The 23,285-nt window shown below is 59.0% G+C and carries 19 protein-coding genes; 15 read left to right on the top strand and 4 right to left on the bottom strand.

The window, feature by feature from the left end; genetic code table 11:
* The first annotated feature begins 75 nt into the window (after positions 1 to 75).
* From FTW19_RS08795 to polA, 8 genes are all read left to right on the top strand, one after another.
* Positions 76 to 798 (top strand): tetratricopeptide repeat protein, encoded by a 723-nt coding sequence (locus tag FTW19_RS08795; protein WP_147647267.1) that lies wholly within the window; start codon positions 76 to 78, stop codon positions 796 to 798.
* 160 nt (positions 799 to 958) lie between these two features.
* On the top strand, positions 959 to 1,324 hold the full coding sequence (locus FTW19_RS08790) for a response regulator (RefSeq protein ID WP_147647266.1): 366 nt from the start codon (positions 959 to 961) through the stop codon (positions 1,322 to 1,324).
* 8 nt (positions 1,325 to 1,332) lie between these two features.
* Positions 1,333 to 1,557, top strand: coding sequence for a DUF2905 domain-containing protein (locus FTW19_RS08785; RefSeq protein ID WP_147647265.1), 225 nt, complete (start codon positions 1,333 to 1,335; stop codon positions 1,555 to 1,557).
* 10 nt (positions 1,558 to 1,567) lie between these two features.
* Positions 1,568 to 3,031, top strand: a complete 1,464-nt coding sequence (gene xseA, locus FTW19_RS08780) for an exodeoxyribonuclease VII large subunit (protein ID WP_147647264.1) — start codon at positions 1,568 to 1,570, stop codon at positions 3,029 to 3,031.
* Between the two features lie 27 nt (positions 3,032 to 3,058).
* The gene (gene glmM / locus FTW19_RS08775) at positions 3,059 to 4,399 is read left to right on the top strand and encodes a phosphoglucosamine mutase (RefSeq protein ID WP_147647263.1); all 1,341 of its coding nucleotides are present in this window, start codon (positions 3,059 to 3,061) and stop codon (positions 4,397 to 4,399) included.
* Positions 4,400 to 4,410: 11 nt separating this feature from the next.
* Positions 4,411 to 5,049 (top strand): lysophospholipid acyltransferase family protein, encoded by a 639-nt coding sequence (locus tag FTW19_RS08770; RefSeq protein ID WP_147647262.1) that lies wholly within the window; start codon positions 4,411 to 4,413, stop codon positions 5,047 to 5,049.
* Positions 5,050 to 6,072: a tRNA preQ1(34) S-adenosylmethionine ribosyltransferase-isomerase QueA gene (gene queA / locus FTW19_RS08765; protein WP_147647261.1), complete on the top strand. Its 1,023-nt coding sequence runs from the start codon at positions 5,050 to 5,052 to the stop codon at positions 6,070 to 6,072.
* Positions 6,073 to 6,193: 121 nt separating this feature from the next.
* Positions 6,194 to 8,956: a DNA polymerase I gene (polA, locus tag FTW19_RS08760; RefSeq protein ID WP_147647260.1), complete on the top strand. Its 2,763-nt coding sequence runs from the start codon at positions 6,194 to 6,196 to the stop codon at positions 8,954 to 8,956.
* A gap of 95 nt (positions 8,957 to 9,051) precedes the next feature.
* Here polA and FTW19_RS08755 read toward each other — a convergent pair whose 3' ends face one another.
* Positions 9,052 to 10,296 carry an ABC transporter permease gene (locus tag FTW19_RS08755; RefSeq protein WP_147647259.1) on the bottom strand — a complete coding sequence of 415 codons (1,245 nt, stop codon included), beginning with the start codon at positions 10,294 to 10,296 and terminating at the stop codon, positions 9,052 to 9,054.
* Positions 10,289 to 11,200 (bottom strand): ABC transporter ATP-binding protein, encoded by a 912-nt coding sequence (locus FTW19_RS08750; RefSeq protein ID WP_147647258.1) that lies wholly within the window; start codon positions 11,198 to 11,200, stop codon positions 10,289 to 10,291. The genes FTW19_RS08755 and FTW19_RS08750 overlap by 8 nt, the downstream gene beginning before the upstream one ends.
* A 133-nt stretch (positions 11,201 to 11,333) precedes the next feature.
* On the opposite strand from FTW19_RS08750, the gene recG reads away from it, so the two are divergent.
* On the top strand, positions 11,334 to 13,649 hold the full coding sequence (gene recG / locus FTW19_RS08745; protein ID WP_246153653.1) for an ATP-dependent DNA helicase RecG: 2,316 nt from the start codon (positions 11,334 to 11,336) through the stop codon (positions 13,647 to 13,649).
* A 289-nt stretch (positions 13,650 to 13,938) separates the two neighbouring features.
* Here the strand turns inward: recG and FTW19_RS08735 are convergent, their stop codons facing one another.
* Positions 13,939 to 14,388, bottom strand: a complete 450-nt coding sequence (locus FTW19_RS08735; protein ID WP_147647257.1) for a response regulator — start codon at positions 14,386 to 14,388, stop codon at positions 13,939 to 13,941.
* Between the two features lie 542 nt (positions 14,389 to 14,930).
* Complete coding sequence (locus tag FTW19_RS08730) at positions 14,931 to 15,854, bottom strand: PhzF family phenazine biosynthesis protein (RefSeq protein WP_147647256.1); 924 nt, start codon at positions 15,852 to 15,854, stop codon at positions 14,931 to 14,933.
* A gap of 271 nt (positions 15,855 to 16,125) precedes the next feature.
* Here FTW19_RS08730 and FTW19_RS08725 point away from each other — a divergent pair, with 271 nt between their 5' ends.
* The 6 genes from FTW19_RS08725 to FTW19_RS08700 all read left to right on the top strand — a co-directional run bounded on the left by FTW19_RS08725 (position 16,126) and on the right by FTW19_RS08700 (position 23,276).
* Positions 16,126 to 16,473, top strand: coding sequence for a helix-turn-helix domain-containing protein (locus FTW19_RS08725; protein ID WP_246153652.1), 348 nt, complete (start codon positions 16,126 to 16,128; stop codon positions 16,471 to 16,473).
* Positions 16,474 to 16,609: 136 nt separating this feature from the next.
* On the top strand, positions 16,610 to 18,037 hold the full coding sequence (locus FTW19_RS08720; protein WP_147647254.1) for an MFS transporter: 1,428 nt from the start codon (positions 16,610 to 16,612) through the stop codon (positions 18,035 to 18,037).
* A gap of 205 nt (positions 18,038 to 18,242) precedes the next feature.
* Positions 18,243 to 19,331 carry an alkaline phosphatase gene (locus FTW19_RS08715; RefSeq protein WP_147647253.1) on the top strand — a complete coding sequence of 363 codons (1,089 nt, stop codon included), beginning with the start codon at positions 18,243 to 18,245 and terminating at the stop codon, positions 19,329 to 19,331.
* Entirely contained in the window at positions 19,328 to 20,281 is a 954-nt protein-coding gene (locus FTW19_RS08710; protein ID WP_246153651.1) for a nuclease, read from the top strand. The genes FTW19_RS08715 and FTW19_RS08710 overlap by 4 nt, the downstream gene beginning before the upstream one ends.
* Positions 20,282 to 20,396: 115 nt before the next feature.
* The gene (locus tag FTW19_RS08705; protein ID WP_147647252.1) at positions 20,397 to 20,816 is read left to right on the top strand and encodes a hypothetical protein; all 420 of its coding nucleotides are present in this window, start codon (positions 20,397 to 20,399) and stop codon (positions 20,814 to 20,816) included.
* Between the two features lie 216 nt (positions 20,817 to 21,032).
* The gene (locus tag FTW19_RS08700) at positions 21,033 to 23,276 is read left to right on the top strand and encodes a PQQ-binding-like beta-propeller repeat protein (RefSeq protein ID WP_222705549.1); all 2,244 of its coding nucleotides are present in this window, start codon (positions 21,033 to 21,035) and stop codon (positions 23,274 to 23,276) included.
* The last annotated feature ends 9 nt before the right edge of the window (positions 23,277 to 23,285 follow it).

Below are 23,285 nucleotides of genomic sequence, written 5' to 3'. Positions count from 1 at the left end.
GAAAATGCTCTAAACTTAGAAATTACGTGCCCATTCCGGGCACGGCACCTCTACCGAGACCTAAGGAACATCACGTTGGACAGCCAGACCCGCCACTCCCTGAAGCAGCCAGACGCCTACGTCGCCGCAACCGAGCACGGCCTGAAGTGGGCCCAGCAGAATCGCAGCGCCGTGATTCGCTACGTCGTCGGTATCCTTGTTGTTCTGCTCGTCGTGATTGGCGGCCTGGTGATCTACAACGTGCGTTCCAACTCCGCCAATGCCGCGTTTGGCGAGGCTATGGGGGTCTATCAGTCCGACATCGCCGAACCCGGTGTTCCGCCGCAGCAGGGGGTCAAGACCTTCCCTTCGGCACAGGAGCGCGCCAAGGCTGCCCATGAGAAGTTCCAGCAGGTGGCTGACAGCTACGGCATGACCGCAAGCGGCAAGCTCGCGCTCTACTTCGCCGGCCTGACCGCCATCGAAGCGAACCAGATCTCCACGGCGCAGGCCACCCTTGAAAAGGTTGCCGGCTCCTGGAACGGCGACCTCGCCTCGCTGGCGAAGCTTTCCCTGGCCAGCCTGTACCGCCAGAACGGACAGGACCAGAAGGCAATCGACATCTACAACCAACTCATCGCCAAGCCGAATCATTCGGTTCCGGCCGCAACCGCCCAGCTGCAGCTCGCCTCTCTCTACGAATCCAAGGGCCAGCAGGCTGAGGCTCGCAAAATCTACGCACAGCTCAAGGACAAGGAAGCCAAGACTGCTGCCGGCTCCATCGCCGATCAGCGTCTGAATCCCGGCGCGCGTCAGTAAATCCCATTTCAGTACCGGGCCGGAAATCCAGCATTCTTAAGAAGGTTTAATTGGATTTCCGGCGTCGGCACGGCGCAATATACCCCCAAGTACTTCGGAAACGCTGTCGTTCTTGTGGCAATTTGACCTGCCCTGCATTCCACCGAAGCAGGAGATACATATGCGCCGTATCCTGGTTGTTGATGATGAGCATCTCGTAGCCGATACCCTGCGGATCATTTTTCGGGAAAATGGCTTCGATGCACGCGCTGTTTATACAGCGGAAGATGGCTTGTCTGCTGCCCGTGACTTCCACCCAAACCTCCTTCTCTGCGATGTGAATATGCCCGGAGAGGACGGTGTCGCTCTCGCCACACGCCTGACGGAAGAGCAGCCGGACTGCCGTGTCCTGCTCTTCACGGGCTACTACTCCATGATGAAAAGTCTGATGGACCGCTCCAGAGAGCAGCCGCAACCGTGGTCTGTTCTAACCAAACCGCTTCATCCAACCGATCTGCTGCGCGAAGCCAACGACCTTTTAGCCTAGGCGTGTCAATGACCTCCATCGGCCGCATGCTGATCGCTACCGGCTGCCTGTTGATTCTCGCGGGTCTCATTTTCCTGGTTGCCGGGAAGTTTTCGCTCCCCCTGGGCCGGCTTCCCGGCGATATCAGCTTCCGTGGACGTAACTGGCAGATTTTCATCCCTTTAGGGACCAGTATCGTAATCAGCATCGTCCTGTCACTGGTCCTCTATCTCCTCAGCCACTTCCGGCGATAACCTAGAGGCTATGCCCACGCTGGCACAGCTCCGCTCAGGCCGTACCTCGGATACCGCGCCCCAGCTTGGCTTCGCGTTCGAAGAACCCGAAGCTGCGCCTCAGCCGGCTGAACCTGCGGCCCGGCCGGCGCCGCGCCGCACCACGTTTTCCGTCGCCGAACTGGTCTCGCTGATCCGGGGCGAGCTCGAAAAGGGATACGGCAATATCTCCGTCTTCGGAGAGGTCTCCAACTGCCGCCCAGCCACCTCCGGCCACGTCTACTTCACATTGAAAGATGGTGAGGCACAGCTTCCCGTCGTGCTCTTTCGCCGCCAGGCACAGACACACCGTTTCCGCATTGAAGACGGTCTGGAGGTCCTGGTCCGTGGCCGCGTCTCTGTGTACGAATCGCGCGGGCAACTTCAGCTCATCGCCGAATCAGTTGAGCCCCGCGGAGCCGGAGCGCTGCAGCTTGCCTTTGAGCAGCTCAAGGGCCGCCTACAGGCCGAAGGTCTCTTCGATGCCGACCGGAAGCGCCCGCTTCCCGCCTTTCCCACACGCATCGGCATCGTCACCTCACCTACCGGTGCTGTCATCCGCGACATCGTCAATGTCATCCGGCGACGGCACGCTTGCCTCGATCTGCTGGTCTACCCCGCCGCAGTACAGGGAGCCAGTTCCCCGCTGGAAGTCGCCAACGGTATCCGTTACTTCAACCGGGCAACAGGAACTCCCCACGCCGTGGATCTCATCCTTCTTGCCCGCGGAGGCGGCTCTGCCGAAGACCTTGCCGGCTTCAACGACGAGGCTCTCGCCCGTGTGATTGCGGGCAGTGAGCTTCCCATCGTCTCCGCCGTCGGGCACGAGACTGACTTCACCATCGCCGACTTTGTATCGGATCTGCGTGCGCCCACTCCATCGGCCGCCGCAGAACTCATTACAGCCGCCCAGCATCGCATTGAAGACCATGTAGCTACACTCAGCCAACGGCTGGTACGTGCCGCTCGCTATACCACCATGCAGGCCGGCCAGCGCTTTGCGCGCATCAATGCACAGGCAATCCTCTATCGTGTGGAAGATTCCATCAGCCGCCGCTATCAACGACTGGATGAGCTTGCGTGGCGCGCCAATTCTGCCGTAAACACTGGGGTTCAGCGCAATGAGCGACGTCTGCTTGCGCTGCATCAGCGCCTGGCTGCACGCGACCTGACGCGGCAGCTCTCTCAAGCGCGTCATCGCGTTTCTATCGCTGAAACCCGCCTGCTGACCGCTCATCGCGATCGCCTTTCAAGCGAACGGAACCGCGTGCAGGGCGCATCGACCGCGCTTCAGTCGCTGTCTCCGCTTGCCGTGCTGCAGCGTGGATATGCCCTTGTGTATGACGCAGACGGTAAGCTGCTGCGCGACGCCTCCGAGGCCGCTCCCGGAAGCTCCATTACCGCTCGGCTGCACAAGGGCTCGCTGGAAGCTACTGTCACCAGCAAGCGTTCCTGACGGCAAGCTGTTACCCTCAAATTCAATATGCGAAAGCTCTTTGGAACCGATGGCATCCGTGCTGTCGCCGGCGAAGCTCCGCTCGACCCGAAGACCATCTACGCCGCCGGCCTTGCATTGGCACACTCCCTGCGGGACTCAAAGGACGTCCTGCTTGGCATGGACACCCGCGAGAGCTCTGAGTGGATCGCCGCCACACTCGTTGCCGGTCTCACAGCGGGAGGAGCCATTGCGCACCTTGCCGGAATCATCACCACCCCGGCTGTGGCGTATCTGACACGCAAACACGGCTTTGGCGCGGGCGTTGTCATCTCGGCCTCGCACAATCCGTGGCAGGACAATGGCATCAAGCTCTTCGGCCCTGATGGCTACAAACTCCCCGATGCCACAGAACTGGCCATGGAAGAGGAGATCTTCCGGCACCTCAGCAACCTTGCTCATGACTCCATCGCTGCCAATGCACTGCCTGAAGCCGATGAAGCCTACCGTGCCGAGTACATCCAGTTCCTTCTCGGGCAGGTTCCCGGCCTCTCTCTCGATGGCAAGACCATCGTTATCGATTGCGCCAATGGCGCAGCATCTTCCGTTGCGGCACAGCTCTTCGCAGAGCTTGGCGGAGAGATCCGTATTACCCACGCCTCTCCTGACGGCCGCAACATCAATGAGGGCTGCGGCGCACTGCATCCGGAGATCGTCGCCGACGAAGTAACAGCCTCCGGCGCCTCCATGGGCATCACCTTCGACGGAGATGCCGACCGAGCTCTCTTTGCCGACGAGTACGGCCAGGTCGTGAATGGCGATGCCGTCATGCTGCTGGCAGCACGCGATCTAAAGGCACGCGGACAGCTTGCCAACGATCTCGTCGTCGCCACAACCATGTCCAACATGGGTTTGGAAGCAGCACTCAAGCGCTCCGGCATCAGGATGCTGCGCGCTCCGGTAGGCGACAAATATGTCCTCGAGCAGATGCAGGCTACAGGCGCATCGCTCGGCGGCGAGCAGTCCGGCCATATCCTCTTCCCGGCTCTCTCCACCACAGGAGATGGCCTGCAGACCGCGCTCGCTGTACTGAATGTGCTGCACTACAGCGGTAAATCGCTTGCAGAGCTGACAGGAGACCTCAAAGTCTTCCCGCAGGTGATCGTCAACGTCAAGGTGCGTGAGAAGAAGCCGCTCGACCAGTTCCCCACCATCGTCAGCGCCATCGCCGCAGCCGAAGATGAGCTGAAGGACAGTGGCCGAGTCGTCATCCGTTACAGCGGCACCGAAGCTCTTGCCCGCGTGATGATCGAGGCGGAAGACGAAGCTCGCATGAAGCATCACGCCGAGGCGATCGCCAGCTCTATCCGTAACGAGCTCGGAATCTAACAAGAACGCGGATGAAATGGACGGCCAAACAACGGATACTGCTCTTTCTTATCCCGCGCCTCGCCGCCTTCCTCATCCGCCTTCTGGGCAGCACGCTTCGCTTTGAGGAGATATGCGCTGCCGGTGTTACTCCGGGCGATCGCATGCCTCCTCCCAGTGTCTTCGCCTTCTGGCACCGTTCCCTGCTGATGGCCGCCTACCGCTTCCGCAATCTCAGGATCGCCATCCTTATCTCTCAGTCCTTTGACGGCGAGTTGATCGCACGCACCGTCGAACGTCTCGGCTTCAAGGCGGTGCGAGGCTCCAGCTCGCGTGGCGGAGCAGTTGGTCTGCTTGCCATGGAGACCGCCTATCGCAACGGCCATATCTGCGCCTTCACTGCCGATGGGCCTCGCGGTCCAAACATGATTGCCAAGCCTGGCGTAACTGCCCTCGCGAATCGGGTCGAAACCAACGTGGGCGCATTTCACCTGCAGCCGCAACGCGCCTGGGTACTGCGTTCCTGGGACCGCTTCCTCATCCCCAAACCTTTCAGCCGTGTGGCGGTGACGTGGCCGCCACATACCTCAGCTGTTCCCACGCCGGAAGCGACCCAGGCAGCCCTCGATGAGGCGGTGCGTCTGGCGAAACCGCATACAGGAGACCTCTAGATGCTGGTCTCCGACTTCGACTTCCATCTTCCCGAGGAGCTCATCGCACAACAGCCTCTGCCCGAACGTGATGCCTCGCGCATGCTCGTGCTCGATCGCCACACCGGCGCTTTTCGTGATGACAGCTTCCGTTCGTTGCCCTCGCTCTTGCGGCCTGGGGACCTGCTTGTACTGAACAACAGCCGCGTTATTCCAGCGCGTCTCTATGCCACCCGCTACGGCTTTATCGGACAGATTGAGGTGCTGCTCACCCAGCAGACTGCACCGTTGGAATGGACGGCTCTTGTTCGTCCTGGGAAGAAGGTTCGCGTCGGGACAACACTGCTCTTCGCTGACCAACTTCAGGCCGAAGTGATTGCCGCCGGTGAGTTCGGCGAGCGCACGCTTCGCTTTGCACCAGTCGATGACTTCTTCGCGCGCCTCGATCGCATCGGCCATATTCCGCTGCCGCCCTACATGCACCGTCCTGATGACGAGGCAGACCGCGAACGTTATCAGACGGTCTACAACCAGCAGCCGGGCTCGGCGGCTGCACCGACGGCCGGTCTGCACTTCACGCCGCGCGTACTGGATGAGGTCAAAGCCCGCGGGGTGCAGATCGCTACCATCACGCTGCATGTCGGCCTCGGAACCTTTCAGCCGGTACGTGTTGAGCGGCTGGACGAGATCAGGCTTCACACCGAGCACTACACTCTTCCGGAAGAGACCGCACGCGCCATCCAGTCTGCACAGCGGGAGGGCAGACGGATCGTCGCCGCCGGCACCACAACGGTCCGCACGCTGGAACACTGCGTCCGCACCTCGCTCGAACCTCACTCCGGAGAGACAAATATCTTTCTCTCTCCCGGAGCGGAGTTCAAACTCGTCCAGGCCCTGCTGACTAACTTCCACCTGCCACAATCGACGCTGCTGATGCTGGTAAGCGCCTTCGCGGGTCGCGAAAACGTACTCCGCGCCTACAACCACGCCGTAGTGGAGCGCTATCGCTTCTTCAGCTACGGCGACTGCATGTTTATCGCCTGAAATCCACCGTTATCTGCGCCTTCCAGGACACGAGGATCGTGTCTCTGATAACGAATCCCAGGCACCATTCAACTATTCAACAATTCAACCGGCAACTATCCGAACGCGTATCCTTCTAAGGATGGCTGACGAGCAGAAACCCGCAATCTACCTGCTGGACGCAATGGCGTTCATCTTCCGCGCCTACCACGCCATGCAGCGGCAGCGCCCCATGTCCACGCGCACCGGCATTCCCACGGCGGCGACCTACGTCTTCGTGAACATGATCAACAAACTGCGCCGCGACTTCCAGCCGAAGTACCTCGCCGCTATTTACGATCCGCCCGGTCCCGTCTTTCGTGACGAGCGCGCCCGCGAAATGAAGGCTGTTCGCAAGTGGAATATCAAAACCCAGCAGTTTGAAGAGGTCGACTATGCGGGCTACAAGGCGACCCGCACTGAGACTCCGCCTGACCTGCTGCAGCAGATGCCTTACATCCGCCGCTCCCTGGATGCCTTTCGCATCCCTGTCCTGCTCCACGAGGGCTTCGAAGCCGACGACGTGATCGGCACCCTCTCCTGCAAGTTTGCGGCTGAGGGATACAAGGTTTATGTCGTCTCCTCGGACAAGGACATGATGCAGCTCGTCAATGACGATGTTCTTATCCTCAATCCGACGAAGGACAATCTTATCCTCGATCCGAAGAAGGTCGAGGAGACGCTTGGTGTGCCACCGCAACAGGTGATCGATGTGATGGCTCTGCGAGGCGACTCGGTCGACAACATCCCTGGAGCGCCGGGCATCGGCGACAAGGGATCCGTGGAGTTGATCCAGCAGTTCGGTACAGTAGAAGCCGCGCTCGATCGTGCTGAAGAGGTCAAACGTAAGACCTATCGTGAGAGCCTGCAGAACAACCGCGACAACATCATGCTCAGCAAAGAGCTGGTCACCATCCACACGAACGTGCCTGTCGAGTACGACCTCGCCGCGATGGAGACACAGGCGATTGATCCCATCGCCTGCCGCGAGCTCTTTACCGAGCTCGAGTTCACGACACTGCTCAAGGAGCTTGCTCCGCCGGAAGATGCCAAACCGGCGACCTACATCCTCGATCCCACGCCGGAACAGCTCGCAGCCCTGCTTACCTCCGCGAAAAAAGGCTTTGCCCTCGCAGTTTTCGAGAATGCCGCTGCTATTGCTTCCGAGGTCAGCGTGCCCGAGGAGGACGAAGCTGAACCTCCTCCACCGGAGACCGGCAGTCTCTTCGCTGTGCCACCTCCGGTAGCCCCTGCGGCGCCCGTTCCACCTGCTTCGCAATCATTACGCCTTGGCCTTGCCGTGGAAGGCCATGATGTGACCTTTGTCGATATGGGACGGCCGGAAGCAGAGCCGCTCAAAGCCTTGCTCGAAGCCGAAAACGTTCCTAAGTCTGTACACGATCTCAAGTCGGCTCTGCGCGCGATCGAATCCTGTGGCTTTGCAATACGTGGCGTGGTGGACGATGTGATGCTCTACAGCTATCTCATCAATCCGACGCACGGCTCACATACACTGGCCGACATTGCCGCGCGCTTCTCCAGCCGCGCTCTCGGCAAAGATCCAAACACGCTACTTGTCGAATCTGCCGATGCTGTCCTTCGCCTCGCAAAACCGATGAGAGATGACGTCACCCAGGCCGAAACCATGAAGGTCTATGACGAGATCGATAAGCCGCTCGTCCCGCTTCTCCTCAAGATGGAGCGTGCAGGTGTACGCATCGATCGCGAAGTTCTGAGTGACATGTCTTCCCGTCTTGCGGTCGAGATCGATTCACTCAGTGAGCGTATCTACGAGACCAGCGGCCATCGCTTCAATATCAACTCCCCCAAGCAGCTCGGCGACGTGCTGTTCAACAAGATGGCGCTACCCAAGCCGTTGAAGTATGGCAAGGGCAAGGTCATCTCTACGGCGCAGGACGTTCTGGAAGAGCTCGCGGAGCACCACGAGGTCCCCCGCCTGGTCCTCGAGTTCCGCCAGCTCGCCAAGCTGAAGTCGACCTATCTTGACCAGTTGCCGCAGCTCGCCGACAGCGAAGGCCGTATCCATACGACCTTCAATCAGGTAGGCACAGCGACCGGCCGGCTCTCCTCGATCAATCCCAATCTGCAGAACATTCCCGTTCGTACCGCGCTGGGACGGGAGATCCGTGCTGCGTTCATTGCGGCTCCCGGCAACGTACTGCTCTCAGCCGACTACTCGCAGATCGAGCTCCGGCTGATGGCGCACTTCTCAGATGACCCTCTACTGGTTGACGCTTATCGAACTGGCAAAGACATCCATACGCTTACCGCCAGCGAGGTTTTTGGAGTAGACCCCGAGACGATGGACAAAGAGACGCGCAATCGCGCCAAGGCCGTCAACTTCGGCATCGTCTACGGCATCTCGCCCTTCGGCCTGGCGGCACAGCTCGGGATTGAACAGAAGGAAGCCAAACTCTATATCGAGCGTTACTTCGAGCGCTATAAGGGGGTCCGCACGTTCATCGATGCCGTGCTGGCGACCGTACGCGAAGAGCAGAAGGTCAAAACACTCTTTGGCCGTGTTCGCCCTATTCCGGATATCCAGTCGCGCAATGCCAATATGCGCGGCTTTGCTGAACGCACCGCGGTTAACACACCGCTGCAGGGCACCGCCGCCGATCTCATCAAAGTGGCCATGCTGCACATCGATGCAGAGCTCTCGCGTCGTCAACTGAAGGCGAAGATGACTCTGCAGGTACACGATGAACTGCTCTTCGATGTTCCCCCGGAAGAAGCCAAAGAGGTAGAAGCCATGGTCAAGCACGAGATGGAAAGCGTCATCGAACTCAAGGTCCCACTCGTCGCCGACACCGGCGTAGGCAATAATTGGAGAGATATCAAATGATTGAATGATGGAATGATTGAATAAGCAAAAGCCTCCTGAAGCGGAGGCCTTTTGCTTTTGTTCTTCAATCATTCAATTCTTCAATCATTCAATTTCTAGCTGTACTTCAGCCACTTCAGAATCTCGGGGAGCGTCGGGCGTTTGCCATACATCAGGATACCTACGCGATAGATGCGGGCAGTAAGCCACAGCACGCCGTAGATGGTTGCCAGCAGAATTACCACTGAAGCCGCAATGTCGTACCACGGCGGATTCGAGATCGCGATACGCAGATACATGATCAGCGGCGTGCACGTCGGAATCAGCGAGATGATGCGCGAGAAGGGTGAGTTCGGGTTCGAAATCACTGGCACCAGCACAAACATGCATACCGCCATCGGGAGCGCGATTACCATGTTGAACTGCTGCAGTTCCTGCTCGGAGTTCACCATCGCTCCGATTGCAGCGGCCATGCCGGAGTACAGCAGGAAGCCCATCACGAAATAGCCGATAAACGCGATAATCTGCCCTGCCGAGAAGCTGATGTGGATTGCGCCGGCGCCTACCGCCGAGGCCATCGGGGCCGCCGACAGGCCGAGCGCTGCCAACACCCAGATCCCGATCTGCGTCAGGCCGACCGAGCCTACGCCGAGCAGCTTGCCGGCCATCATCTCCTGCGGCTGCACAGTCGCCAGCATGACTTCAAAGACACGCGAGGTCTTCTCCTCAATGATCGAGCGGGCCACATTCATGCCATGCAGCATCACCGCCATGTACATCAGGAAGAACAGAACGTAGGCTCCGAAGAATGCCGTCATGGTATCCGACTTAGAGATCTCACCATTCCTGATGGTTTCGGTTTCGAGATCAACCGGCGCCATCATCAGCTTGATCTCTCCGGCATCCACGCCTTTGCGCTGCATGCCTTCGCGCACAATGGCGCGACGCAAAGCCGATTCAATCGACTGCATTGTCGAGATGTCGGCATTGCTCATGGAGGTATAGGTCGCCTTCGGCTTGCCCTTGTCAACATCGATCCACAGGAAGCCATCGATCTGCTTCTCCGCGGTCTCGTCTACAACCGCCTGGCGGGTATTACCCGTCGGCGGCGAAATGACATCCACCTGCATGGCAGAATCCTTGCCATGCTCCAACTCATCCTGCAGCGCCAACGCGAGGTCTGTGTCGGCTGCAACCACGGCGATATGCGAAGCAGCTTTCGAATGCCTGGACTTAACTACGGAGAACAGGATTCCTCCGCCCATCAACAACGGAATCAGCATCGTCGTAACCAGAAAGGACTTGGTGCGGACCCGCTCCAAATACTCGCGCTTGGCGATCAAAAATATATTGTTAGGCATCGACATTACCTCCTGCGCTAACTTCCTGGATAAAGATCTCTTCCAGAGTCGGTTCCATCACTTCAAAACGGGTAATGTGCGTCCCAGCGTTCACCGCCTGCGCAAGAAGCTGCTGTGCTCCGCTCTCATCCTTCAACCTGATCTCAGCAGAACCGTTATAGAGCTTCGCCTCTTCAATCGCGGGGGCACGCAGGAAGCCAGTGTCTCCCTCGAAGGTCATCTGCACCCGGTTGCGCGGATACCGCGACTTCACCTCACGCATGGTTCCGCTCAGGACCTCCTTACCGCGAGAGATCAGGCAGATGGCATCGCACATCTTTTCCACCTGATCCATGCGGTGCGTCGAGAAAAGAATCGCGCGACCTTCATTGCGGAGATCCAACATCGTTTCGATCAGCAGCGTCGCATTCACAGGATCCAGACCGCTGAACGGCTCATCCATGATGATCAGCTCCGGTTCATGCAGCAGCGTTGCGATGAACTGGATCTTCTGCTGCATACCCTTGGAAAGCTCTTCCGTCTTTTTGGGAATCGCCTCGGTAATCTGCAGCCGTTCGCACCACTCGTGGCTGCGCTTCAGCGCCGTCGCCTCATCCAGCCCGCGCAACTGTCCAAGAAAGACGAGCTGGTCGATGACCTTCATCTTCTTGTAGAGTCCGCGTTCCTCAGGCAGATAGGCGACCCGCTTCAGAGCATCGCGCTTGAACGGCTCGCCGAAAAGCCGGACAACGCCAGAGTCAGGCAGCGTAATCCCAACCATCATGCGGATGGTGCTGGTCTTCCCCGAGCCGTTTGGCCCTAACAGGCCAAACATAGTTCCGGGTTCGATGGAGAAGGAGAGGTCTTCGACTGCGACCTTTTTGTCATAAACCTTACGAACGTGTTCGAGCTGAACAATAGACATTGATGTTCCTGAGGGAAGTTTACTAGTTGGCCGATTTCGGGACTGGATACTGGATTGTTTGCGCTTTCCTCAGGACCAGCGGCGGGCACGCAGGATAAACGGCAGCCGGCAACCTACAATGCGATAAGACCTGATGTCCCCGTTGATGAAGACCCAGCCCGCCAGCCCACGAACCAGTCAGCCCCCTCGCGAAACCCAGACATTCGCCACGGACGTGAAGTTCGTCAAAGGTGTGGGCGAGCGCATCGCCACAGCTCTGAGAGAGCGGGGGGTACAGACGGTCGAGGACCTGCTCTACCATCTCCCCTTCCGCTACGAAGACCGCCTGCACCCGCGGCACCTTCGCGAGCTCAAGCCGGGAGAGATGGCCTCTGTCATCGGCGAGGTCCGCGGCGCTGCACTCCTTCGCACCAAGAAGATGCCCATCTTCGAGGTCACCGTCGGCCAGGGCCTCGACACGGTCAAATGCCTTTGGTTCCGCGGGACCTATCTGCAGGGTAAGTTCAAGGCCGGCCAGATGGTCGCGCTCTATGGGAAGGTCGAGGCCTCCAGCAGCCGAGCGGGCGCCTTCAAGATGATCCAGCCGCAGTTCGAGTTCCTGCCGGACGCCTCTGCCACCGGCGAAGACGCCGAGTTCGCGGGCCTCGAGGTCGGACGCATCGTGCCCGTCTATGAGTCCCTCGGCGGCACCACGGCCTGGGGCGCCAAGCTCGGCAGCAAATGGTTGCGCCGGGTGCTGTGGGATCTGCTCGCCGAAGTCAAAGATGCGCCGGAGACCCTCCCGCTTGCGCTCCGCGAACGGCTCAAGCTTCCGGGGCGTATGGGAGCCCTGCGCGAGGTTCACTTCCCCAGTGAAGGCACCCGCCTGGAAGACCTCACCTATGCCCGCACACCGGCACTCCGCCGCCTTGTCTTTGAAGAGCTCTTCTATCTGGAACTCGGTCTTGAACTCAAACGCCGCCGCATGCGTGAGCGTGAAGGTATCGCCTTCCAGACCGGCACTGACGTTCGCGAGGCGTTGAAACAGATTCTCCCCTTCCACCCCACGGCCGCACAGAAGCGGGTTCTGGGCGAGATCGTCGCCGATATGCAGCATCCGCAGCCTATGCGCCGTTTGCTGCAGGGTGACGTCGGCAGCGGCAAAACCATTGTCGCGCTGGAAGCCGCCATTGTGGCCATGGAGAACGGCTACCAGGCCGCCCTGATGGCTCCAACCGAGATTCTGGCGACACAACATTACCTCTCCGCACGCAAGGTTCTCCAGAAGGCCACCAAAGAAGACGGGAATCGCCGCTACCGCATCACCCTACTTACCGGCTCGCTCGAGCCAGCGGAGAAAAAAGCGGCGCGCGGCAAGATCTATCGCGGTGAGACCGATCTGGTAATCGGCACCCATGCACTGCTCGAGGAAAAGGTCGACTTCGACCGGCTCGGCCTCATCGTCGTCGACGAACAGCATCGTTTCGGCGTGCAGCAGCGTTTCCGCCTGATGAAGAAATCGGGCGCGGCGGAGCCCGATGTCCTGGTCATGACAGCGACTCCGATCCCACGCACGCTCGCGCTCACGATGTATGGCGATCTCGACGTCTCCATCCTGGATGAGCTGCCTCCGGGCCGCACGCCCATCGTCACCCGTCGCGTAGAAGAACAGCGTTCCGCCGAGGTGTGGGATTTCGTCCGGAAACAGATCCAAGCCGGCCGCCAGGCATACGTCGTATATCCCTTGATTGAAGGAACCAACGACGACCAGCCGGAACTGGACTTCGCGCACGATCCGCCCCCGGAAGAAGAGGCTGCTCCGAAGAAAGGCTCACGGAAGAAGTCCAGCGATCTTTTCAAGGCCAAACTCAAGTCCGCCACGCAGATGTACGAGGAACTCAGCGCCGGCCCACTGCGCGGTCTGCACCTTGGGCTGCTGCATGGACGCCTCGATGCTGCCGAGAAAGAGATTGTCATGGCACGCTTCCAGCGCGGCGAGATCGATGTCCTGCTCTCCACCACGGTGATCGAAGTCGGCGTCGACGTTCCCAATGCCACCGTCATGGTGATCGAACACGCGGAACGCTTTGGCCTGGCCCAGATGCATCAACTGCGCGGCCGCGTCGGCCGCGGCTCTGCGAAGAGCTATTGCATTCTGCTCACCGGAGTGATGGTCTCGCAGGAGGCCGATCAGCGGCTCGATGCCATGGTGCGCTCGCAGAACGGTTTTGAGCTCGCCGAGATCGATCTGGAGCAACGCGGTCCCGGCGAGTTCTTCGGGACCCGCCAGTCCGGCCTGCCAGAGTTCCGCGTCGCCAGCCTGCTCCGTGACCGCGAAATCCTGGAGTTAGCCAAGCGCGAAGCAGCAAGCTTCGCCGTCAATGCAGAAGCTACGGAAGAAGAGAAAGAGACCGTCCGCACCCAGTTGAAACAGCACTGGCAACGGCACTATGGGTTGGTGGAAGCTTAGAAACAGTTGCCAGTTAACAGTTCCCGGTTGACGAGGTACGTCACGGGCGCGTCCTCGCATTCTCAACACACCAGTCCAGGCAACCCATCGCTGTATCGCTAGTCCAACTGGCAACTGGCAACTGGCAACTGGCAACTGGCAACTGGCAACTGGCAACTGGCAACTGGCAACTGGCAACTGGCAACTGGCAACTGGCAACTGGCAACTGGCAACTGGCAACTGGCAACTGGCAACTGGCAACTGGCAACTGGCAACTGGCAACTGGCAACTGGCAACTGGCAACTGGCCTTTAGGCCGTCGCTGGGTACATCTCGGTCCGCTGCTGCGGTGCGAGTGGCGACATCTGCACGACGTGTTTCTTCGGTCCGCGCTTGCGGGCGACCAGAATACGCACGCGGTCCAGCAGTTCCGATGCCGAGTTCGCTCCCTTTGGCAAAAATGCATCGGCGGCTTCGTTGCGATCGGCGCTGGTGATTGTTCCTGACACCATCAGCGAAGGGAGCGCGGGATGAATCTCCTTTGCGCGGCGGATGAGCGAGTTTCCATCCATCTGCGGCATGGTCAGATCCGTCAGCAGCAGATCGACCGAACCCGGCAAGGCCCGGGTCAGCATCTCCAGCGCGTGATGGGGCGATTGGGTATCGAGTACGCGGTAGCCACGCGTCTCCAGAAGGAACTTCCGTACGGAAAGGGACTGTTCATTATCGTCGACGCAAAGGATGGTTTTTTTGGGGCGCATTTTTTAACTGTTTCCTTCGTGTTGCTCTGCGAACGAGCTGCTCTGGCGCTGAGGCAGCGCGGTTGGGGCGGTAGATTCCGCGGCGGGTATGCACTTGGACTCAGGGAAAGGCGAGGCTCTCCCGCTGCTTCCGCACAAGGCGAAAACAGTGACGTACCGTAGGCATACCGGGCCGCGGAGAGAGGGGGATGCAGGCGAAAGCAGGTTGCCCTTCACCGTCGTCCGTAAGGTCGAAACGCTTGTGCCGCCGTCGCAGCCGCGTACCGCGGCTGCATGTGCTGGTGTGCGTTCGGGCCCCCAGGGATCGGCGCTGCGGCCTGCGCAGTGCCCCTCTCAGCTTCAGTTGTTTGTCAGATCAGAAACCCTGTGCGTCGGGGTGTTCCGTACCACGAACGCTTGGCAAGAGTACGAAGCTCTGAGGTACGGCGCAATGGCGAAAGTAGAGCGAACATTCGCGGCCTTTCCACTTGCGGTTCCACCGCAATTGGTGGAACCGCCGTAGTTATTGGAGATTTCTACGATGTTGCATGTTGAAATGTGGCTTAAATTGACAGGAAAAACTGTCCTTTTGCAACAGGAATGGTGCGGCCTGCAACATGAATTTCACACACCTTTCCGTCACGGACCTCTCCACGGAGAAACAGCCGGCTCGGCCGCTGCATCTCGACCCCCTGCTGCATGATGATGCGGGCGCCGGGAGCTACCGCTCCATGACGCACCAGGTAACTAATCGCGCACCCGGCGGCGGATCCGGTAGCCGGATCTTCGCCGTTGTAAAACTGCATGCGGGCATGCCAGTCTGCGTCCCCGTTTTCCACAGGAGCGATGCAGTAGAAGAACTTCGCGTCCGACAACGCCAGGTACTGCTGGGCTGCCCGCTGATTGATCGCGAGCCTTCCCGCCGCCTCTACCGACCGCAGAGGGACGATACAGAAGGCCATCCCGGTGCTTGATGTCTGCGGGTCCAGTTCCGGGTGCAGATCGTCCATAGAGAGGCCCAGGGTGGCCGCAATTGCCTCCCGTGCATGCATCTGACCGAACTCAGGGTCACGCTGCCGCATCTCCCCAAAGACACCCTCCTCGCCCTCCACAGGCGCCGTAAAGTGCACCGGAATCGGTCCGACCGGTAGATCCAGCGTGATGGTCTCCTGTCCACGCAGGACGGGATGGTTCCGATAGATCCAGCCCGCTGTGCCCAGCGTCGGATGTCCGGCAAAACGCAGCTCTTCCTGGGTGGTAAAGATCCGCACCAGCACACCCCGTTCGCGCTCCGTCGCTTCATCCCGCGGCAGGATGAATGTCGTCTCGGAGAGGTTGGTCTCCCGCGCCAACTGCTGCATCTGTTCCGTCGTCAGACCGCGGGCATCGGTAAAGATCGCCAGTTGATTCCCCTCCAGCGCTGCCTCCGCAAAGACGTCGACCTGCTCCCACTCCAGTGCACGCATACCGTCACCTCTCTCGCTCATACGCTCATTGTTGCAAAGGGTCCCCCTCTTCTCAGACAGTGCATCACCTTCAGGTGCATCACCTTGAAAGAGCTGCCAGCAGGTGGCGAAGTAGATTCGTTTCCTGCCCGAAACGTGCTGAAACGAACCTGGGCAGATACAGGAGCCTAATTTTTCACCTGTTTACGGCTTTTCCCTCTTGCTATCAAAGTCACCGGTCGTTACTTTGTGGTCAATGGCTGACATGCAAACAATCCTTCCATCTCTACCCTCCGACCCGGAGCCTGCTTCTATGAACATCGGAGCGACGATCCGTGGGTTCCGCCTGCAGAAGGGTATGTCCCAGGGCGATATCGAGAAGCGTACCGGGTTGCTCCGCTGCTATCTGTCGCGCGTGGAGAACGGGCACACGGTGCCGTCCCTGGAGACACTGCAAAAGATTGCTCAGGCACTCGATCTGCCTCTGAGCCAGTTCTTCGCCGAAGACAGTGTCGGCCGCGAGATGAGCACGCTGAATCTCTCCGAAGACGAGATTCGCTTCCTCACCCAGATCCAGCGCTACTCAGCCAACCTGTCCGATTCGGACCGCAAGCTCCTGCTCGCCATGGTCCGCAAGTTCGCTCAGACCGCGCTGAGCTAGCCTCACACCGTCAGCCAAAGTTTTCTATAACCACCCCCGGAGCCTCGGGGGTGTTTTTTTTGCTCATCGATACCGGGATCTCACTGATTTGCCGGGATTAACACCGCACCCCGGTTGCGCCTCCTATCATAGAAAGATGAAGACGCGATCCCCTCTCTATGTCACCTCGCTCATCGCGGGGGCTTTCTTCATGGAGAATCTCGATGGAACCATCATCGCCACCGCGCTTCCGCAGATGGCGAAGAGCTTCCATACCAGCGCTGTCAGCCTGAACATCGGCATGACGGTCTACATGCTGACGCTGGCGGTACTGATCCCCATCAGCGGATGGGTAGCCGACCACTTCGGCGCCCGCACGGTCTTTGCAACCGCGGTATCGCTCTTCACCCTGGCCTCCGTGCTCTGCGCCGGGGCGCACTCCCTGACGCAGTTCACCCTGATGCGCATTCTGCAGGGCATCGGCGGAGCCATGATGGTTCCCGTCGGCCGCCTGATCGTACTCCGCGAGACACCGAAGGATCGCCTGGCCCAGGCCATCGCCTATATCAGTTGGCCAGGACTGACTGCCCTCGTTCTCGGGCCTCCGCTGGGCGGCTTCATCACGACCTACTTCAGCTGGCACTGGATCTTTCTGATCAACGTCCCCTTCGGAATCGCGGCTCTGATTCTGGCGATGCTTTGGATTGAAAACACTCATGTCCACGAACGGCATCCGTTCGACTGGGGCACCTTCATCCTGGCGGGTATCGCCTCTGCCGGCTCTGTCTATGCCATGGAGAAGTTCGGCGAAGGCGAATCCGGATGGGTCACTCCGGCAATGACGTTGGCATTCAGCCTGATCTGCGGCGTCTTCGCGATTCTGTATGCCCGCCGGCGACCGAAGACCTCTCTTATCGATTTCGATTCGATGCGGAACAAGACCTACTCGCTCTCCATCTACGGAGCGAGCGCCTTTCGCGTGGGAGTCATGGCCCTGCCGTTCCTGCTTCCGCTCATGTTCCAGATTGCGTTCCGGCTGACCGCCTTCCGCAGCGGCCTGTATCTTCTGGCACTCTTTGGCGGCGACTTCAGCATGAAGTCGATTGTGCTGCCGCTACTCCGCACTTTCGGCTTTCGCCGTCTGCTGATCGTCAACGGCCTGATCACCGTGGGCACCATCGGCCTGTGCGCACTGCTGACGCCGGGTACGCCTACGGCTCTGCTGCTCTTCATCCTGTTTATCCACGGAGCCTGCCGGTCGCTCGAGTTCACCTGCCTGACGACCCTGGCCTACGCGGAAATTCCAGCGGAGCGAATGAGCCGCGCCAATGGATTTCTGAGCGCCATCATGCAACTGAGCGCCGGCATGGGCGTGGCGGTGGGCGCCATCACGCTGCGCATCGTTGCCATGGCAAAAGGACACTCGGCAGCTCACCCAGATCTCAGCGATTTCCGCTGGGCCATCGTGCTCATGGCAATCTTCGCTCTGGGGCCGGTCATCGACAGCCTGGCGCTGCACCCGCATGCAGGAGCCAGCACCAGCGGCCACAAGCACGTTCCGGAATCGGAGTCCGCGCTGGTTTAGATAACATCGCTGACCCACTGCAACTGAGAACATCCTGTGTCGCACCCGGATCGAGCCAAGATCGTCGCTATTTACCGCGGCGTTCTTGCGATCGGCCAACCCCAATTCACGCAAAAATAAAACCGCGGTGTAGCGCACGCAGGCACTCTAGCTTCAGCACGCCCCGATACGCCGCCTTAGATACTGCAACGCAGGATGGATTCCCATGCATTCGTTTGTCTCCAGGAGCTACTGGCTGGCTGTCCTTTGCCTTGCCTTCAGTAGCTGCTTCGCAAGTGCGCAGCGCCCAAAAAACATCATCCTTATTCTCGGCGACGGAGCTGGACTGGCCAGCCTGAATGCTGCAAGCCTCTATGGCTACGGAGCGCCGCAGGCTCTCTTTCTCCAGCATGCTTCCAACATCGCCTGGGTCGACACATCAAGCGCTTCAGAGTGGGTCACCGATGCATCGGCCTGCGCTACCGCCTATGCAACTGGAGTTAAAACAAACAATACCGTCGTCTCCGAACGGCCTGTCGTGCACGTCGGAACCGATGAGGGAGAAAAGCTAAAGACCATCCTGGAATACGCTGAGGAGCGCGGCCTCTCTACCGGTGTGATCTCCAATGCAGGAGCAACAGACGGTATCGTCGCTGCCTTCTATGCGCACAACAAGAACCGACTGGCGTACGGCGAACTCTTCGAAGAGGCGATGCATCCCCGCTTCGGCGATGGAATCGATCTTCTCGTCGGTGCGGACCGCAAGGCAGTGCTCACGGCAACCAGCAAAACCAGTCATGATGCCGCTCAGGAGCTAGCCGACCGCGGCTACGCCTTCCTCGACACAACTTCGGGATTGGAAAACCTTGGCGGCAAGACACGAGCTGTCGTCCTTACGGATAATCCGGACTTCGACCTCGGACAAACTGTCCAGGACTCGATCAAACTCCTGTCGAAAAACCCTAAAGGATACTTTCTGGTCATTCACTCCGATACGCATATTCCCGATGCCCGAAAGACACTCTCCCGCCTTGTAGATCTGGACAACATTACAAAAGCGACGGTGGATCAGGCAGGCAAGAATACCCTCGTCATCTTTACCGCGGATCATTCCTATGGGCTCTACCTCACGCGCCATAAAGAAAAACAGCCGAAGAGCCGCGATATCCTCCCCATGGTCACGCTCGATAACGATCACACCGCCGAAGACGTTCCACTCTTTGCCTTCGGTCCCGGCGCCGATCACATCAAAGGGTTCATCCCGAATACGCAGGTCTTTTCCTTCATGATGTCGGCCTATGGTTGGCCGCAATGAAATGCATAGCTACTCTGAGCAAGTCCTTCGTACGAGCAGCAGCAGGGCTCACACTCGGCTCTCTGCTGCTGCCAATTCCCGCCTTCGCCTGGGGACGTGAAGGGCACTTCTATATCAACCGTGCGGCTGCCATGGCAATTCCTGCAGACATGCCAGCGTTCCTGCACACGCCGGAAAACATCAATGCCGTAGAGTATCTTGGCCCAGAACCGGATCGCTGGAATCTTCTTGGAGGGGCCGACCTGAACGATACGCTTCGCCCCGAACACTATATTCTGCTCGATCTGGCAGATATGGCAGGACCACTGCCCCATAAACGATTGGATTACATCCGTCTCCTCGCGGCGTATCAGCTTACACATCCACAGACAGCCGGCGACTTTACACCGGAGAAGATTGGTCTTCAGCCGTATTCCGCGATGGAGGTCTACGAGCGCCTGGAGGCAGCCATGCGTGAGTATCGTCGCCGGATTCAGGCGAACGAGGACACCAAGCCCGTCGAGCTCGCGATCGTCTTCTATGCCGGATGGATGGGCCACTACGTAGGCGACGGCGGCAATCCCATGCACACCAGCATCAACTACAACGGCTGGGTACAGGAGAACCCAGATCGCTATACAGTCCCCGGTCACAATGTCCATGGAAAGCTGGAGAATATTTTTCTTCCAGCGAACATCAAACAGTCGGATGTCACCGCGCTGGTTGCTCCACCTCAGACTTTTACGGATGTCTTTGCTGCGTATGTTACCTATCTCAGGCACTCACATACGCTGGTAGAAAAGACCTATCAGATCGAGAAATCAGGCGGCTTCGACGGAAAGGGCACTCCGGAAGCAGTGCAGTTCACCAGCGAACGGCTTGCAGCCGCCGCAAGCATGCTGCGTGACATGATCTATACGGCCTGGACCAGGAGTGCGAATCCGGTTTCAGAGACCTCCCAAAAGAAGTAAACAAAAGCGTCCCCTGCCTACCCGCACAGGCAACAACCATACCGGCTCTGTCACTTACCCCCTGGCAAACCTGATCTCCAGGAGTTGCTATGCTGGCCTGTAATCGAGGTGACGGATGAGCTTTCCCGAGAATAAAGAGAAGTTTCTCTTTCTGCTGACATTCATCATGAACGTCGTGAACGACATGGTAGAGAACCGCATCAGGCAGGATGTGGAACTCTTTCAATCCGTCTGGGCTTCCGAGGTTAGGCCGCAACTGGAAGAGCTCTTTCGCACCTTTGAAGCCATCGACAGTGAAGACTCACCACTGTGGCAGGCGATTCAGAACCGTGGCTTTACCCCAGCCCGGATCAAGCTTATACAGACGCGTCTCACCGAGGCTACGCTTGCCGGCCCTGACACGACCAGGGTCGATACGCTCACCAGTGCGGTTCTGAGTGAGATTCCGGGCGCCGGATTTCTCACCTGGTTCAAGGTATTCGTTCAGGATGCCACCACGGATCAGATAGCCCCCATCATCCCCAATAATCCATAAGCACCTCTCCGGCGGATCGCCCAATTCCTCAAAGAAGCCAGCTTCCGCATATTGCACAATGCGCAACATATATTGCGTAATGTACTATTCTCTCCTGCAATGACACGCGCTCTCAGACGGAGGGGAAAAGTGCACGGCCCGCAAACATCACGGAGGGCAAGCTCCGGACAAACTCACGTTTCGCATTTAGTCTCAGGTCACGTACTCAGCGCTACAGTGTTTCTGCTGGCGTGCGCCTGTACCGCTGCATCTGCGCAGCAGGCTCCTATTGGCTGGAAGGACTATCTCGGTGGACCGGAGAGTGCGCACTACTCGCCGCTAAAGCAGATCGATACCGGCAACGTGAATAAGCTCGATGTCGCCTGGAGCTATCTCACCAGTGACGACATCACCTACACCTTCAGCCCTCTGGTCATCGACAACATCGCCTATATAGCGGCGAAGCAAGGATCGCTGGTGGCGGTTGACGCGACGACGGGCAAGGAGCTGTGGAGCCATTCCTTTACGCTTCCCGGCAATGCGCCTTCGCGTTTTGCCGGCATCGCGGGTATGCGCGGCGCCAACTACTGGGAGAGCAAAGACCGCAAAGACCGTCGCGTGCTCGTCTCTGCCAACGGTTACCTCCAGGCTCTGGATGCACGCACCGGACAGCTCGTCGACTCCTTTGCCGATCACGGGAAACTCGATCTGAAGATTGGGCTCGACCGCGCTACCCGGCCTCTCTCGTCCCGCACTCCCGGCCGCATCTTTGAGAACATCATCATCCTTGGCAGCGCCACCGGTGAGGGATACCTTGCGCCTCCCGGCGACATCCGCGCCTTCGACGTGGTGACCGGCAAGCTTCTCTGGGTCTTCCACACCATTCCACGTCCGGGCGAGTTCGGATACGAGTCTTGGCCGAAGGATGCGTACAAGTACATGGGCGGCGTGGATGTATGGGGTGAGATTACAGTCGATCCCAAACGCGGCATCGCCTACTTCCCCGTCGCCTCAGCCAAGTACGAGCTCTACGGTGGAGACCGCAAGGGCAACAATCTCTATGCCGACTGCCTGCTGGCCCTCGATGCACGCACCGGTAAACATCTGTGGCACTACCAGACGGTACACCACGACGTCTGGGACTACGACCCGGATTCAGCACCACAGCTCGTCACGGTGAAGCACAACGGCAAGACAGTCGATGCGGTCGCGCTGGCGTCGAAGAACGGCTTCCTGTATGTCTTCGACAGGCTCACCGGGAAACCGCTATGGCCGATCGAAGAACGCCCGGTCCCAGCCAGCGATGTTCCAGGCGAGGTCACCTCAAAGACACAGCCCTATCCCATGGTTGTGCCTCCGTTCTCCCGCCAGGGCATGACCGTGAAAGATATGTACGAGGGCTTTATGAAGCCGGAAGAGGTGCCCTGGTGGAAAGAGCGCCTGTCCAAAGCAAGAACCGGTTTCTACACGCCTCCGTCGACAACCGCAGACACAATCAACCTCCCCAGTGTGAACGGCGGTGCTCTCTTTTTCAGCACCGGAGCAAACGCGGCTGACGGCACCGTCTATGTCCTTTCCAAAGACATGCCGTCGATCATCAAGCTTGTGCGTGCCGGCGAGTCAACCACGGCCAATACAGGCGGCCTGATCCCGAGCCGGCCGCGCAACGTGCGTCCCAGAACCGGCATTCCTACTCAGGAACAGATGGGCCGCGCCGTCTATGAGCAGAACTGCCAGTTCTGCCACGGACCGGAGCTAAAGGGCGATCGCGGACCGGAGCTCGATACCGTTGTCAGCCGGCTTGGTATAGAAGCAACGCGCAACACCATCACCAGCGGCAGAGCGACCATGCCGTCCTTCTCTTCGTTGCCGGCGCCAGCCCTGAATGATCTGATGGCCTTTCTCAAGCAGCCCGACCTCGCACCATTAGGTTCGGCGCCTTCGGCAACCACACAGGCCTTTATGCGATCGCTGACGGGTGAGCCGCCCTATCCGAATGATGTCGAAGGTCCTCCTTCCCGTTACAAGACCGGATATGGCAACGAGCCCTACGTCATCACTCCGCCCTGGAGCACCATCACCGCCTACGACCTGAATACCGGCAAGATCAAATGGAAGACGCCGTACGGCGATGTTCCCCAGGCAGGTCCCAGCGACAAGCTGCGAGGAAATATCTATCCGAAGAGTGGCTTCGTGACCACTGCAGGCGGACTGGTGCTGTTTGCCGGCAACGACTCGAGGCTTTACGTTCTGGACAGCGCCACCGGCAAGGTGATCTTCACCAAAGACCTACCCAACGGATCGCAGGGTGTCCCTGCTGTCTATGAAGTTGATGGACGCGAGTATGTCCTCTTCGCGGTGAGTGGTGGCGGCACGCCATATCCCGAGGGGGCCTACATCCCTCCTGGAGGAGTCTCCAATCCGACGACATCGAAGGGATATATCGCATTTGCACTTCCAGCCGGTGAAAACAAGCGCTAGTTGGAAGGC

This window comes from Terriglobus albidus (genome assembly GCF_008000815.1).
Lineage (GTDB): Bacteria > Acidobacteriota > Terriglobia > Terriglobales > Acidobacteriaceae > Terriglobus > Terriglobus albidus_A.
Note: the sequence above shows the minus strand (reverse complement) of the source record. Positions and strands in the feature narration are given on the sequence as shown.

Coding starts and splice junctions, on each gene's coding strand:
- FTW19_RS08790 (WP_147647266.1), top strand. CDS start 959: ATGCGCCGTATCCTGGTTGTTGATGATGAGCATCTCGTAGCCGATACC.
- FTW19_RS08785 (WP_147647265.1), top strand. CDS start 1,333: ATGACCTCCATCGGCCGCATGCTGATCGCTACCGGCTGCCTGTTGATT.
- xseA (WP_147647264.1), top strand. CDS start 1,568: ATGCCCACGCTGGCACAGCTCCGCTCAGGCCGTACCTCGGATACCGCG.
- glmM (WP_147647263.1), top strand. CDS start 3,059: ATGCGAAAGCTCTTTGGAACCGATGGCATCCGTGCTGTCGCCGGCGAA.
- FTW19_RS08770 (WP_147647262.1), top strand. CDS start 4,411: ATGAAATGGACGGCCAAACAACGGATACTGCTCTTTCTTATCCCGCGC.
- queA (WP_147647261.1), top strand. CDS start 5,050: ATGCTGGTCTCCGACTTCGACTTCCATCTTCCCGAGGAGCTCATCGCA.
- polA (WP_147647260.1), top strand. CDS start 6,194: ATGGCTGACGAGCAGAAACCCGCAATCTACCTGCTGGACGCAATGGCG.
- FTW19_RS08755 (WP_147647259.1), bottom strand. CDS start 10,296: ATGCCTAACAATATATTTTTGATCGCCAAGCGCGAGTATTTGGAGCGG.
- FTW19_RS08750 (WP_147647258.1), bottom strand. CDS start 11,200: ATGTCTATTGTTCAGCTCGAACACGTTCGTAAGGTTTATGACAAAAAG.
- recG (WP_246153653.1), top strand. CDS start 11,334: ATGTCCCCGTTGATGAAGACCCAGCCCGCCAGCCCACGAACCAGTCAG.
- FTW19_RS08735 (WP_147647257.1), bottom strand. CDS start 14,388: ATGCGCCCCAAAAAAACCATCCTTTGCGTCGACGATAATGAACAGTCC.
- FTW19_RS08730 (WP_147647256.1), bottom strand. CDS start 15,854: ATGAGCGAGAGAGGTGACGGTATGCGTGCACTGGAGTGGGAGCAGGTC.
- FTW19_RS08725 (WP_246153652.1), top strand. CDS start 16,126: ATGAACATCGGAGCGACGATCCGTGGGTTCCGCCTGCAGAAGGGTATG.
- FTW19_RS08720 (WP_147647254.1), top strand. CDS start 16,610: ATGAAGACGCGATCCCCTCTCTATGTCACCTCGCTCATCGCGGGGGCT.
- FTW19_RS08715 (WP_147647253.1), top strand. CDS start 18,243: ATGCATTCGTTTGTCTCCAGGAGCTACTGGCTGGCTGTCCTTTGCCTT.
- FTW19_RS08710 (WP_246153651.1), top strand. CDS start 19,328: ATGAAATGCATAGCTACTCTGAGCAAGTCCTTCGTACGAGCAGCAGCA.
- FTW19_RS08705 (WP_147647252.1), top strand. CDS start 20,397: ATGAGCTTTCCCGAGAATAAAGAGAAGTTTCTCTTTCTGCTGACATTC.